This window comes from Streptomyces sp. NPDC027663 (assembly GCF_055566415.1).
In genome coordinates this window covers 205,464-218,710 of record NZ_JBVHSK010000010.1, presented here as the reverse complement: position 1 = coordinate 218,710, position 13,247 = coordinate 205,464, and the positions used below count along the sequence as shown (strand labels likewise).

13 protein-coding genes and 1 pseudogene are annotated in these 13,247 nt (G+C 72.3%); 4 read left to right on the top strand and 10 right to left on the bottom strand.

All coding sequences use genetic code 11. The annotated features are described in order from the left end of the window. Positions 1–74: 74 nt before the first annotated feature. The 4 genes and pseudogenes from ACZ4SF_RS25630 to ACZ4SF_RS25615 all read right to left on the bottom strand — a co-directional run bounded on the left by ACZ4SF_RS25630 (position 75) and on the right by ACZ4SF_RS25615 (position 5,422). Entirely contained in the window at positions 75–719 is a 645-nt protein-coding gene (locus tag ACZ4SF_RS25630) for a DUF899 domain-containing protein (protein ID WP_468388445.1), read from the bottom strand. Between the two features lie 296 nt (positions 720–1,015). Beyond that, positions 1,016–2,212 (bottom strand): cytochrome P450 family protein, encoded by a 1,197-nt coding sequence (locus ACZ4SF_RS25625; RefSeq protein ID WP_468388443.1) that lies wholly within the window; start codon positions 2,210–2,212, stop codon positions 1,016–1,018. A 19-nt stretch (positions 2,213–2,231) separates the two neighbouring features. After that, a pseudogene (locus tag ACZ4SF_RS25620) lies at positions 2,232–3,144 on the bottom strand (amidohydrolase family protein). Between the two features lie 238 nt (positions 3,145–3,382). After that, complete coding sequence (locus ACZ4SF_RS25615) at positions 3,383–5,422, bottom strand: FUSC family protein (RefSeq protein WP_468388441.1); 2,040 nt, start codon at positions 5,420–5,422, stop codon at positions 3,383–3,385. 198 nt (positions 5,423–5,620) lie between these two features. On the opposite strand from ACZ4SF_RS25615, the gene ACZ4SF_RS25610 reads away from it, so the two are divergent. Both ACZ4SF_RS25610 and ACZ4SF_RS25605 read left to right on the top strand, forming a co-directional pair. Further along, entirely contained in the window at positions 5,621–5,830 is a 210-nt protein-coding gene (locus ACZ4SF_RS25610) for a hypothetical protein (RefSeq protein ID WP_468388440.1), read from the top strand. Between the two features lie 115 nt (positions 5,831–5,945). Then, a complete protein-coding gene (locus ACZ4SF_RS25605; protein WP_468388438.1) occupies positions 5,946–6,368 on the top strand; it encodes a RidA family protein in 423 nt (140 codons plus the stop codon). Positions 6,369–6,607: 239 nt separating this feature from the next. On the opposite strand, the gene ACZ4SF_RS25600 is transcribed toward ACZ4SF_RS25605, so the two are convergent. The 3 genes from ACZ4SF_RS25600 to ACZ4SF_RS25590 form a co-directional block, all read right to left on the bottom strand. Next, positions 6,608–7,324, bottom strand: coding sequence for a uracil-DNA glycosylase (locus tag ACZ4SF_RS25600; RefSeq protein WP_468388436.1), 717 nt, complete (start codon positions 7,322–7,324; stop codon positions 6,608–6,610). A gap of 182 nt (positions 7,325–7,506) precedes the next feature. Next, the gene (locus ACZ4SF_RS25595) at positions 7,507–8,193 is read right to left on the bottom strand and encodes a class I SAM-dependent methyltransferase (protein ID WP_468388434.1); all 687 of its coding nucleotides are present in this window, start codon (positions 8,191–8,193) and stop codon (positions 7,507–7,509) included. Between the two features lie 74 nt (positions 8,194–8,267). Next, a complete protein-coding gene (locus tag ACZ4SF_RS25590; RefSeq protein ID WP_468388432.1) occupies positions 8,268–9,179 on the bottom strand; it encodes an acyltransferase domain-containing protein in 912 nt (303 codons plus the stop codon). 137 nt (positions 9,180–9,316) lie between these two features. Between ACZ4SF_RS25590 and ACZ4SF_RS25585 the strand changes: the two genes are divergently transcribed. Further along, positions 9,317–9,622: a DUF6343 family protein gene (locus tag ACZ4SF_RS25585; protein ID WP_468388430.1), complete on the top strand. Its 306-nt coding sequence runs from the start codon at positions 9,317–9,319 to the stop codon at positions 9,620–9,622. A 267-nt stretch (positions 9,623–9,889) separates the two neighbouring features. Here ACZ4SF_RS25585 and ACZ4SF_RS25580 read toward each other — a convergent pair whose 3' ends face one another. The 3 genes from ACZ4SF_RS25580 to ACZ4SF_RS25570 form a co-directional block, all read right to left on the bottom strand. After that, on the bottom strand, positions 9,890–10,222 hold the full coding sequence (locus tag ACZ4SF_RS25580) for a tetratricopeptide repeat protein (RefSeq protein ID WP_468388602.1): 333 nt from the start codon (positions 10,220–10,222) through the stop codon (positions 9,890–9,892). A 126-nt stretch (positions 10,223–10,348) separates the two neighbouring features. Next, complete coding sequence (gene coaE, locus ACZ4SF_RS25575) at positions 10,349–10,963, bottom strand: dephospho-CoA kinase (RefSeq protein ID WP_468388428.1); 615 nt, start codon at positions 10,961–10,963, stop codon at positions 10,349–10,351. A 93-nt stretch (positions 10,964–11,056) separates the two neighbouring features. Then, positions 11,057–11,995 carry a PAC2 family protein gene (locus tag ACZ4SF_RS25570; RefSeq protein ID WP_468388426.1) on the bottom strand — a complete coding sequence of 313 codons (939 nt, stop codon included), beginning with the start codon at positions 11,993–11,995 and terminating at the stop codon, positions 11,057–11,059. A gap of 203 nt (positions 11,996–12,198) precedes the next feature. Between ACZ4SF_RS25570 and ACZ4SF_RS25565 the strand changes: the two genes are divergently transcribed. After that, positions 12,199–13,158 carry a right-handed parallel beta-helix repeat-containing protein gene (locus ACZ4SF_RS25565; protein WP_468388424.1) on the top strand — a complete coding sequence of 320 codons (960 nt, stop codon included), beginning with the start codon at positions 12,199–12,201 and terminating at the stop codon, positions 13,156–13,158. The last annotated feature ends 89 nt before the right edge of the window (positions 13,159–13,247 follow it).

Genomic DNA, 13,247 nt, shown 5'->3' with positions numbered 1-13,247 from the left:
AGACATTCTCGACACCAGGTCGGCGCGGACCGTGAGGATCCGTTCACCTTGTGACACGAACAGCACCCTCCGTGTCAGGAATCGTACTCGTCGTGAAAGCGGAGCGGCTCGCTGCCGGTGGGACTGCGCCCGAGCGCGGTCAGGTCGAGCAGACCGGCGATGGTGCCGAGCGCGTCCAGACCGTCGTCGTACACCGAGTAGGTGTGGAAGACCCGGTCGTGGTCGCGCAGGAAGCAGCTGAGGCCGGGCCGTTCGACCAGTTCGCCGCCCCTCTCGACGGTGGCCTCGAAGTCGCGGTTGAAGTCGCCGTGGCTCGCCGAGTACCAGGGCACCGTCCAGCCCATCCGTGCCTTGAACGGCAGGATCCGGGTGAACGGCGCCCGGGAGACGGCCGCGAAGGAGGTGTTCCGGGCGCGCAGATGGGCGAGGTGGCCGACCTGGTCCAGGAAGGCCGCACAGCACGGGCAGCCGGCCTCCCACTCCGGCGCGAACATGAAGTGGTGGACGACGAGCTGGGCCCGCTCCTGGAAGAGGTCGAGGAGGGTGGCCTTGCCGTCGCCGCCCTCGAAGACGTACTCCGGGCCGACCTCGACCATGGGCAGCCGGCGCCGCTCCACGCCCAGCGCCTCGCGCGCCCGTCTGACCGCCTCCTCCTTGCGCAGCAACTCCTCGCGCGCCGCGCGCCACTCCTCGCGCGAGACGATCTCCGGAAGCGACATGGGCCCTCCTGTCCGACGGTCGGTTCGAGGTGGTGACTGTCGGCAGATACGGAACTCATCGCTGTGCGGGAGGAGCTTTTCCGGCACTTTTGCAGCACGTCTCGCGGTACTGCTTCCGGTGCCGTCTCCGACAGCGCTTTCCGTCGCCTTCCGCCACCTCGACCGGTCCGCCGGTACCTCAGCACCTCAACACCTCAGCGCCTCAGCACCGGCCGAGTCGATCCGTCAGCCCGCCATCACGCACTGCGTCAAGGCGTCAGTGCGTCGCGGCGGAAGGGCGTAAGGGCGTAAGGGCCTCAGCAGCCGGCCGTCGGATCACCGGCCCGTCCATACGTCACCGGCAGCGCCACCAGCCCCCGCGCCCGTAGTGACGGCCGCCACCGCAGCTCGCCCTCCGCCAGGGCCAGTGCGGGGAACCGTTCGAGCAGGGCGGCCAGGGCGATCTCCGTCTCCGCGCGCGCGAGCGGGGCGCCCAGGCAGTAGTGGATGCCGTGGCCGAGGGCGAGCTGGCCCGAAGCATCGCGTGAGAGGTCGAGGCGGTCCGGGTCGGGAAAGCGGGCGGGATCGCGGTCGGCGGCGGACAGGGACACCCACACCGTCTCCCCGGCCGGGATGGTCACCCCGGCGATCGTGACGTCCTCGACCGGGAACCGGCGCATGGCGAGCAGCATGGGACCTTCGTGCCGGGCGAACTCCTCCACGGCGGACGGGAGTCGTTCCGGCTCTTCACGCAGGGCGGCGAGCTGGTCCGGGTGCTGGAGGAGGGCGAGCACGGCGTTGCCGATGAGCTGGACCGTGTTCTCGTACCCCGCGAAGAGGATGAGGAAGGCCAGGGACATCAGCTCCTCCTCGCTGAGCCGGTCGCCCTCGTCACGTACGGCGATCAGGTCGGACAGCAGGTCGTCGGCCGGCGCCCGGCGCTTGCTCCCGACCAGCCCCGTGAGGAAGCCGAGCATGGCCGCCATCGCCTCCTTGGAGGCGTGCGGGCGGGCCGGGTCGGGGGCCGTGAGGCTGTCGGTCCACTGCCGGAAGTCCAGCCGGTCCTCCTCCGGGATGCCGAGGAGGTCGCAGATGACGGTGATTGGCAGCGGGGCCGCATAGGAGGCGACGAGGTCGGTGGTCCCGTGCGGGCCGAGGGCGTCGAGGAGCCGGTCGGCGGTACGGCGGATCGGTGCGCGCAGCTGTTGCACGCGGCGCGGGGTGAAGGCGCGGCCGACCAGGCGCCTGATGCGGGTGTGGTCGGGCGGGTCCATGTTGAGGAGGTTGGCGTCGAGGGCCGGTGGCAGGGACAGGCCCTTGTAGGTGCCGGCCGTGGCGTGCCGCTTGTCGAGCGAGAGCCGTGGGTCGCTGAGGGCGGCACGGACGTCGTCGTACCGGGTGACCAGCCAGGCGGGGGTGCCGTCGGGTCCGGTGATGCGGTGCACGGGCGCGGTGTCGCGCAGGCGCCGGTAGACGTCGTAGGGATGGTCGAGCAGGCCGTCCGCGAGATCCATGGAGCCAGCCTACGCGGAGTCAGGTGTCGTACCGCTGGATGCGCCGGCCGTGGCTCCGGTCGACCAGGCCGGGCAGTCGGGCTTCCAACTCCCGTACGATTCTGGGCACATCGAGGGTGAGCAGCTCGCGGTCGCGCATGAGCACGCGGCCGTCCACGACGGTGGTGCGGACGTCGGCGGCGCGGGCGCTGTGGACGAGGTACTTCGACGGGGGTGAGGCCGTGCCGGGCGAGGCTGGTGTCGGTCTGCTCGCGGTTCTCGGCGGCGTGGATGTGCACGGGCAGGCCGTGCTCGCGGGCCAGTTCGGCGGTGGCGGTGAGGTCGGCAGCGGTGACGGTGTAGGGGGCGTGCGGGGCGAGCGCGGTGGTGATGCGGCCGGCGGCGGCGCCGCGCTGCCGGACCGCGAACTCCACGGATTTCTCCCGTCCTCGGGGACCCTGGCTGGAGAAGTAGGCCTCCCCGAGGTGGGCGCGCAGTCCGCACTCGGCGACTACGGCGGCGACCGTGTCCATGTGGAAGTAGTGGTCGGCGAAGCAGGTCACCCCGCCCCGGATCATCTCCGCACAGGCGAGCCGCGCCCCCAACTCCACGTCCCGCTCGGTGAGGTTGGTCTCGACGGGCCAGACGACGTCGTTGAACCACTCCTCGGTCGGCAGGTCCTCGGCCAGGCCGCGCAGTGCGACCATCGCCGCGTGGGTGTGGCAGTTGATCAGCCCGGGCAACGCGACCTGCCCCGGTGCCTCGATCCGCTCCGCGGCCGGCACCTCGCGTGCGGCGGTGGCCATGGTGACCGCTTCGATCACGCCCTCGCGCACGACGATCGCGGCGTCCCGGCGGAAGCCGATCCGTTCCCCGTCCTCGTGGACGAGGACCGTGCAGCCGGTGACGACCAGGTCGGCGGGAGCGGCGCTCGGCTGCCCAACGGCACTCATGAGCCCAACGTACGGTGCTGTCCCACCGTGATGTGAGCCGAACCGTGCATCCGGTCCCGGCCTGTCGCCCGGCGCACGGGGGCCTGTGAGCTGCGGCGCACGGGGGCCTGTGAGCTGCGGCGCACGGGGGCCTGTGAGCTGACGGAGGCCGTCGCCCATTCACTCAGCCGGTACAGCTGCGCGGCTCGCCCGGTGGACCCGGCCGTCCGGCCTCGTTCTGCGGCGCCGGCCGCTGACGCTACGCGGCCGTCGGCAGCGGCACTCGTACCCCCTGCTGCTCCAGCTCCCCCAGTGCCTCCCGGAGCCGGCCGACGTGCCGCGAGGTGAGCCGGCCGGTGTCGTCGAGGTGCACGGCGCAGGCCGTGGTCGTGTCCACGAGGCGTTCCAGCACCTCGGCGATCGCGTCCGTGCCCTCGGTGTGCCGGGCAAGGACGGGTAGTTCCGCGGCGGTGACCGAGATCGCGGCGCGCGCCTCGGCGAGGGCACGGTAGGCCTCCCGGCGCAGTGCCCACCGCTCGGTGCGGTCGCCGGACTCGCCGAGGACGTGCAGCAGGTAGGCGTGCGCGGCGCTGCCGGCCACCGTGAGCCGGTCCCGTACTGCGCCGCCGCGCTTTCCCGGCATCGGCAGGTGCCCGACGACCAGGACGAGCGCGCAGGCGAGCAGGGTCTCGCCGATCCGGCTGACCGAGGCCTGCGGCTCCCCGCCGGCCATGACCAGGGCGAGGACGAGGACGGTGACGACGGCGGTCAGCGCCGCGAAGTGCCGGGTGGCGACCGGGACGAGGGCGCCGCACACCGCGACCAGCGCGATCAGCCCTGCCGGGCGGGGCAACAACGCCGCGAAGCCCGCGAACGTCAGGGCCCCGAGGACGGTACCTGCGGCCCGGCACAGCACCCTCGAGGCGAGCGGACCGAGGTCGGGCTTGACCAGGAAGACGGCGGTGGCGGGCAGCCAGTACCAGTGGGCGTGCTGCCCGTACCAGCGTGTGTGGTGCAGGGCCTGGGCGATGGCGGCGCTGGCGCCGAAGCACAGGGCGACGCGCAGCCCGTACTCGCGCCCGCCGGCGCCGAACGCGGCGCGCAGCGCCTGCCGGACACCGCCGCGCCGGCCCAGCAGCCCGCGGTGGGCGCCCTCGCCCCGGTCGAAGGCCTCGGCGGCACGCAGCAGGGCGTCGTCCAGGGCGCGCAGGGCGGGCGCGGACCGGCGTGGCGCGGGCAGCGGGCCGGTGCCTGTGCCGGTGCTGTCGCGGACGGCGGCGGCGAGCCGCCGCGGCCCCTCGGCCGCCCGCGCCGATACCGGCTCCCCCGCCCAGTACAGGGCGGTCGCGGCCTCGGCGAGGGGCAGCGCCGCCGCGAACCGGGCGTGCAGCCGGCGCTCTGCGGCGGAGCCGGCGTAGTGGCGTATCCGGGGTCCGGCGGCGGAGCCGGCGTAATGGCGTATCCGGGGTCCGATGCCGGAACCGGTGTAGCGGCGCGGCCCGGGCCCGGCGGCGGAACCGGTGTAGCGGCGCAGGTCGGGCCCGGCGGCGGAGTCGGCGTAGCGGCGCAGGTCGGGCCCGGCGGCGGAGTCGGCGTAGCGGCGTAGCCGGGGCCCGGCGAGGGTGTCCTGGGCATGGTCGAGGGCAGCAGTCAGCGCGGCTCGCCGGGCGGTGGCCCGCTCCCCGCCCACGGCGTCGAGCAGGGTGGCGATGGCGTCGTACACCTCGGCGATCGCCTGCCGCTCACCGTCGAAGCGGAAGTCACCGGCGAGCGAACCGGGGGTGGGCAGGGCGAGTCGCAGCACCAGCAGCCAGCCGGCCCCGGCGAGAAAGGCCAGGGCACGCTGCCAGCCGCTCTCGGCCGCCGGCATCCCGGCACCGATGGCAGCGGCGACGAGCAACTGCGTTCCGGCGGCGGAGGCGACCGGTCCGACGGCACTGATGCCGCCGGCGACCAGACCGAGTCCGGTCAGCGCGAGGGTCAGCGGTACGGCGGACAGCCCCTGTCCGGCGTACGTGCCCGCGAGCAGGCCCAGGGCCCCGGCCAGCGCGGGCACGCCGAGCCGCTGTACCGAGGCGCGCCGGCTGCCGGGCCGGTCGTTGATGCCGCCGAGCATCGCGGCGATGGCGGCGAGCACCCCGGCGGCCGTCCACCCGGCCAGCAGCCCGGCGAGCAGCAACGGCCCGGCGGCGAGCGCTCCCCGGGTCATCGCGCTCCAGGGGACGGGGCCGCGCTGGGCGCGGAAGGCGTGGGCGAGCCAGGCGGGTACGGCGGGCCGGGACACAGGGCTCCTGTTCATACGAGGGCGGGGTGGGCCTTCGGACGACGGCGGCCGGGCTGTGGGTCCCACGGTAGGGCGTGTTCCCCGTGCGAGCGCGGCGATCAGGTTTCGCCCGTGTGAAAGATGCCCGCACAGCCGGTTTCTTTATGAACGCAATACCTGGACCTTCCTTATGAAGGCCTACCGCCGCATTCTCCTTGCAACGCATCGTCGGCGATGGTCCCCTCGGCTTTGGGTCACGGCGTCGGCGAGTGCGCGGTGCACATCGACCCCGGCGGCCGTCGACGGTCGGCCGGCTCCGCCGCTGAAGACGCCGCCACCACAGCCGCCGACGTCGGAGCCCTCGCCCGGCCGGCCGAGGGCATGCAGGTCGTCCGGGTCGAGAGGGCCCGCCAGGTCGTCCGGGGCGAAGGGGCGTGCACATGACCCCTCGGGCAACACGGGATCGCTCCGTGGTGCGGGCCGAAATTCGGATGCGGTCGGGTGCGGTGAGGACCGATCATCGGGCAGTTGTCCGCCGACCGACAAAGGAGCCGCTTCCGTGATCCGGCGCGTGACCGCCCCCGCCCTTTTCCCTCCGCCGACCTACTCCCACGCCTCCGTCGTGGAGGCCGGGACGAAGCTCGCGTTCCTCGCCGGGGCCGTGCCCCTCACCGCCGACGGCGAGCTGGTGGGACCGGGAGATCCCGTACGGCAGGCCGAGCAGGTGATCGCCAACCTGCGTGAGCAACTGCAGGCCGTCGGCAGCGACTTGCGGCATGTGCTCGTGACGGAGGTGTACGTGGTGAGCAGCGAGCCGGCGACGCTGTCCGCGGTGTGGGACGTGGTCGAGGCGTCGGGCCTGAGCCACGGTCCGCACTCGTCCACCCTGCTCGGTGTCGCCTGTCTCGGATACACCGGACAGCTGGTGGAGATCACGGCGACGGCGGTGGTGCCGGACGGGCCGCAGACGCAGGAAGCCTGACCGGAACGTCCGGCATCGGGTACGAGCCGGTTCGGGGCACGGGCCGGTGCCGGCACCGGGCACGACCGGTGCCTGCACGGGACCGATGCCGATGCCGGGCACGGTTGCACAGCCGTCGGCCGAGCGCCTACGCCACCGTGACCTATCTCCGGAGGCCAGGGCGCATCCCGCCCGCCGGCCAGGCGGACGGTGCACGGTCCGATGCCGCCGTCTGAGGCCCGCCGCCGGGCCGCCTCGGCCTACGGAAGACCCGCCGCCTGCGCTGCCGTCGTCAGCACCTCGCGCAGCATCTCTGCGGTGAGCCGGCCGGTGAAGGTATTGCGCTGGCTGACGTGGAAGCAGCCGAAGACGTCCAGGCCGTCGAGCGCGACCCGGGTGCCGTGGGCGAAGACCGGGCGTGGACGGGGCACGCTCCAGCCCGCCTCGCCGAACGCGGGCAGCGCGGCCTGCCAGCCGAAGGCGCCCAGGACGACCGCGGCCCTCAGCGTCGGGCGGAGCAAGGTCAGTTCCCGCACCAGCCAGGGCCGGCAGGCGTCACGCTCACCCGGCGTCGGCTTGTTGGCGGGCGGGGCACAGTGCACGGGCGCGGTGACCCGGACGCCGTACAGCTCCAGACCGTCGTCGGCACTGACGGAGGTGGGCTGCGAGGCGAGCCCCACGTCGTACAGCGCCTGGTACAGCACGTCTCCGGAGCGGTCCCCGGTGAACATCCGCCCGGTACGGTTGCCGCCGTGCGCGGCCGGCGCCAGCCCGATGATCACCAGCCGGGCGTCGGCCGGGCCGAATCCGGGCACCGGCCGGCCCCAGTACGTCCAGTCGGCGAACGCAGCCCGCTTGGTACGGGCCACCTCCTCACGCCACTCGACCAGCCGAGGGCAGGCCCGGCACCCGGCGACGCGTCGATCGAGCCGGGCGAGGGCGCTGCTGCCGTCCGTAGGGCCACCGCTGTCGTACATACCGCCACCGTATGCCCCGATTCGGCCGGCCGAATGCGGTGGCCTGAGTACGGAACGGGCAGATCAGGCGGGGTCGGAGCGCTGGCGGGGCGGCGCGAATGCGGGGTGGAGCCGGTTGGGCCCGGGTGGCTCCGCTCCGAGACGCCGTCGCTCCGCGCAGACACCCAGTCGTTTATGCCGACTCATCGCTGTGTCACAGGCAATGCCCTCACCCACGTCCCGTCCTCGGTCAGATACGTGTCCACCTCCAGCCCCGCCTCGGCCAGCGCCGATTCGAACTGCGCCTTCGTCAGAGGGCGGGCCAGGAACGTCTGGGTCCACGTCGCGTCCGGGAAGACGTATTCGGCGTGGACCGAGTTCACCCCGTCTCCGGCCGGTTCCGCCGAGGCGATGCGGAGGGTGAAGCCGGTCGGGTCGGTCCGTTCCCGCGGCACATTGGTGTGGTAGTCCTCGCCCTCCCGCTGGATGAGCACGCAGCCGTCCTCCGCCACATGCCGGGCGCAGGCACGCAGCAGGCCTCTGCGTACCCCCTCGTCGGCGACGTGCACCAGGAACGACGCGAGCATCACCACGTCGAACTTCTCGCCGAGGTCCAGGCGCTCGATGGGGCTGCATATCGTGCGCGCCCCGCGGACCTGGGCCAGCATGTCGGCGGACTCGTCCACGGCCGTGACCGTGAAACCGCGCTCCAGCAGCGGGTGGGTCACCCGGCCCACACCGCTGCCCAGCTCCAGGAGGTGCGCCCCGGCCGGTACTGCCGCGGTGATGATGTCCGGCTCGTCGCCCACCGGCAGTCGCTTGTACAGCTCGACCGCGCAGCCGTCCGGGGTGATCGCACCCGGTCCCGTGCCCTCGTGTCCCTCACGCATGTCGACCTTCATGCCCGGACAACGGCCGGGCCTCGCAAACCCGTTCCCACCAGCCGCCTCTTCACTCGTTCGAGTTATTCAGCCGGAAACGGGAACCATCCGTGCCCGACGTACCAGTGGCCACCCGCCCGCAGATGGTCGCCGATCGCCCGCTCCACCGACGTACGCCGGGGCAGACCGGGGACGGGCAGGTCAGGGTCGCCGAAGACGAACTGGACGGGCTCGGTGTCGGCCGGCTCGGTGTCGTCGTGGCCGATGCGGAACCGTTCCTGGAAGCGGACGATGTTGGACTCGGCAGAAAGATGGCACCTGAGCTGCGGGTCCAGGAGCCAGGAGTGGCAGACCACGGCCACGGGATGCTCCTCGGGAAAGTGCAGGGGGAAGAACGCGCGGGCCAGCGCCAGGGAGCGGTCGAAGGCGGTCGGGGTCAGCGGACCGTGATAGTCGGGGATGTGCAGGTTCAGGCAGGGCGTCCCGGGTGCCGCGTCCAGTCCGGCCGCCCCCAGCACCGGCGCCGGGCGCCGTTCGAGCCGGGCCCGTTCGAACTGCAGCCGTCCCAGCTGGTACAGCTCCCCGCGGAAGTGGCGGACGAGCCAGCGCCGGGACTGTACGCCGGTCCGGCCGTGCCGCCGACGGTGCACCGCGATGTGGCGGCCCAGGTCGGCGAGGGTGCGCCGGGAGATCTCGGCGGGGATTCCACGTGCCCTGTGGCACGCGCGCGTACGCGGGACCGCGGCAAGGAAGGCGTACACGGGGAAGGTGTCGGCCAGTTCCGCCGGAGCCGCGGCGAACAGTTCAGTGAGGTCGGGTGTGCGGCCCGTCTCCTCGGGCTCGCGGAACAGCTCCTCGACGCAGTCCGCCAGGAGTCTGCGCGTGCCCGGGTCGGCGGTGACCCTCCGCCCCTGCGCGACGAGCGCGTTGATGTCCTCGTGCGGAACGGTGAGGTCGAGGAGCAGTTCGGGCAGGTCGTCGGCGTCCGGCAGCACGGGCGGTCCCCCTTCGGCCTCGACGGACGTCGTCGCAGCACGTCCGGCGACTGGTCGGTGTCGGTTCGACGTCGTCTCGGCGAGCGTTGGTGCGGGTCGTCTTCGAAGAGTACGTTGCAAGGAGGAGTGGTGATCCGATGCGTACGGGCAGTGAACCGGCGACCGCGCGCAGTGCTCTGCGGGCGCGCTTCTGGCTGAGTGTGTGGGGGCTGGTCTGGGCGGTCTTCGGTACGGCGGCGTTCGCGCTGGCCGGGCGTCCCGGCTGGGCGGCGGCGTGCGGGGCGCTGTGGCTGGTGGTCACCGTCGACATGGCGTTGATCCTCAGGCACATGCGGCAGGGCCCGCACTATCAGCCGGGACATGAGATCCCGCCGTACCCGCCCCCGGACGACGGTCCGCCGTACCGGCGGTACCAGGGACCGCCGAGGCATCGCCACCCGTGAACGGGGCTTTCCGACGAGCCCGAGGCGCCCGGCATCGTGAGCGTGGTTCCCTGACGAGCCCGGGGCACCGCCCTTCGTAAGTCGGATTCCCGCCGCACCAGAGGCGCCGCCCCTCGTTAGGTGGATTCCCGACGCACCCGAGACGCCGCCCTTCATGAGCCGGATTCCCGACGCACACGGGACACCGCCCCTCATGAGCCGGATTCCCGACGGAGGCAGAGGCACCGCCGCCCTGGGCGCAGTTCCGCGGTGGCTTGTGTCGGTCAGTCAGTCCTCGAAGCGTGCCGCTTTCAGGTACTGCGGGTTGGGGTCGAGGGCGGCTGCCAGCCGGAAGTGGCGTTTGGCCAGGTCGGGACGGCTCATGCGCTCATAGGTGCGGGCCAGGGCGAAGTGCGCGAACGCGTTGTCCGGCTCGCGCTCCAGCACGATGGTGAACTCCAGCTCGGCGGGCCGCAATTGCGCCGCGGCGAAGAAGGCCCGGGCGCGCAGCAGCCGGGCGGCGGTGTTCTCGGGGTGCACGGCGATGACTTCGTCGAGCAGCTTCACCGCGCCCCGCGGGTCCCGCGCGTTGAGCAGCTGCTCGGCGGCACGGAAGTCGATGACATGCGTTTCCGGAGTACGACCGGTGGAACCGCTGGTCTCGGGCGCGGCAGAGTCCTTCCCTCGCTGCCGGGGTTCAACGCCCCGGGCACGGCCGCTATTCCGCGCCGGTGCCGCAGGGGGCCGTCACAGGTCCGCGCCGCCGCGGCTCGCCCGCCGTACGAGGTCTTCCCACACCTCCGCCACGCGCTTGCGCAGCGCGTCCAGGGGGACGTCGTTGTCGATCACGATGTCGGCGATCTCGCGGCGCTGTTCGCGCGTCGCCTGTGCGGCCATGCGCGCACGTGCGTCCTCCGCGTTCATTCCGCGCAGCCGGACCAGCCGTTCGAGCTGGGTGTCGGGGCTCGCGTCCACGACGATCACGACGTCGTAGAGCGGTGCGAGACCGTTCTCGGTGAGCAGGGGGACGTCGTGGACGACCACGGCGTCCTGGCCCGCCGCGCGCTCGAGTTCGCGCGAGCGGGCGCCCACGAGGGGGTGCACGATCGAGTTGAGGACGGCGAGCTTCTCGGGGTCGGCGAAGACGATCGAGCCGAGCCGGGGGCGGTCCAGGCTGCCGTCGGCGGTGATGACGTCCCTGCCGAAGGCCTCGGCCACGGCTGCGAGGCCGGGGGTGCCGGGCTCCACGACCTCGCGCGCGATGCGGTCGGAGTCGATCAGCACGGCCCCGTGCTCCACGAGCAGCCGTGACACCTCGCTCTTGCCGGCGCCGATCCCGCCGGTCAGACCCACTGTCAGCATGGGCGGAAGCCTAGACGCTGCGCCGGCCGGCCGGAACGACGGGTACGAGCCGGTGCTACGGGTACGGACCGCCCGTACCCCGCGGCGCGCACGTCAGTTGTCGCCCTCGCGCTCCGCCAGGAAGCGCTCGAACTCCTGCCCGATCTCGTCGGCCGACGGGATCTCCACGGGTTCGGCGAGCATGTTGCCCCGCGTCTCGGCACCGGCCGCGGCGTCGTACTGGTGCTCCAGGCCCTGGACCAGCGCGGTCAGCTCCTCGTCGCCCTCCTGGATCTGCCGGTCGATCTCGTTCTGGGTGCGGTGCGCGTCCGTGCGCAGGGAATGGGCGACGCCGGGCAGGACCAGGCCGGTGGCGGCCGTGATGGCCTCCAGGACGGTCAGGGCGGCGTCCGGGTAGGCGGAGCGGGCGATGTAGTGCGGGACGTGCGCGGCGACACCCAGGACGTCGTGACCGGCTTCCATGAGGCGGTACTCGACCAGCGATTCGGCGCTGCCGGGCACCTGGGCCTCCTCGAAGGGACTGCGGTGGCCGGGGACGAGGTCGGTGCGGTTGCCGTGCGGGGTGAGGCCGACCGGGCGCGTGTGCGGGACGCCCATGGGGATGCCGTGGAAGTTCACGGCCAGACGGACGCCGAGCCGCTCCACCATCTGCCGGACGGCCGCCGCGAACCGCTCCCACTCCACGTCCGGCTCGGGGCCGGACAGCAGCAGGAAGGGGGCGCCGGTGGTGTCCTGGACGAGGTGGACCTCGATGGCCGGCACCTCGTAGTCGGTCCAGCGGTCCCGCTTGAAGGTCAGCAGGGGCCGGCGGGCGCGGTAGTCCACGAGCCGGTCGTGGTCGAATCGGGCCACGACCTGGTGGGGCAGTGAGTCGAGCAGCCGTTCGACGATCTGGTCGCCGGCTTCTCCTGCGTCGATGTATCCGTCGAAGTGGTAGAGCATGACCAGGCCGGCCGACTCCTGGGCGAGCGCCATGTCGACGACGGCGAGGCCCTTCGGCTCCCATGCGTACAAACCCTGCGGATCAAGCACTGTGACCGCTCCTCCTCGTGTTCGTCATGCACAACGCGCCCTGGGAGGTGGGAATTCCCGCGACACGCCGCTGATCAGCGAACCTGCGCCGAGCACCTTGACGCCCCGTCAGCTGGTCCGTACCTTCACCAGACATCGGCGTTCATCATGCCGACCAGTGTTCATGTATGAGATCTGGTGTCCGTACGACAGGAAGGCATCCCATGCGCATGCGCACGCCGCTCACCTCCCTGCTCGCCACGACTCTCGCCGCCGGCGGACTGCTCCTCACCGCCTCCGGCCCGGCCTCGGCCGCCACCATCGAGGTGACGACGGCGGCCCAGCTGAAGACCGCACTCGGCGCCGCCAGGCCCGGTGAAACGATCCACCTGGCGGACGGCACGTACACGGGCAACTTCAAGGCCACCGCCCCGGCCACGGCATCCGCGCGCATCACCCTCACCGGCTCCCCCAGAGCCGTGCTCGCCGCCGGCGGCGGATACGGGCTGCACCTGAACGGCGCCTCCTACTGGACGGTCAGCGGACTGACCGTGACCGGCGGCCAGAAGGGCATCGTGATCGACACGGCCAAGGGTGTCGTGGTGGACGGCGTCACGGTGCACGGCCTCGACATGGAGGGCGTGCACTTCCGCACCTCCAGCACGGACGGCGTGATCAGGAACTCGAAGATCTACGACACCGGGAACGACGGCCGCGGCATGGGCGAGGGCGTGTACGTGGGAACCGCGAACACCTTGTCCGACAGGAGCGACCGCATCCAGATCCTGAACAACACGATCGGCCCGGACGTGGGCGGCGAGAACGTCGACATCAAGGAGGGCACGACCGGCGCGCAGATCATCGGCAACACGTTCGACGGCAGCGGCCTGACCGGCGCCAACTACGACGACTCCTGGGTCGACGTGAAAGGCGACAACGTCCTCGTCCAGGACAACACGGGCAGGAACACCACCAACGACGGTTACCAGACCCACACCCAGCAGTCGGGGTGGGGCTGCGGCACGGTGTTCAAGGGCAACAGGTCGACACTGACGGGCGCGACCGGCTCCACGCAGCTGGCCGTGAACGTGACGAACTTCAGTCCGGCCTGCAGGACGACGGTCCACAGCACCAACACGGTGACGGGCGGAAGGGGCCTGACCGACATCCCGGTGACCTCGTGACCGGGGACCCAAAGCCCCCTTGAGAGGGCGGGGGCGGGGCGGACGCACGTGCGACTCCGCAGTGCAGTGCGGGCGTGGCAGCCGGCCCG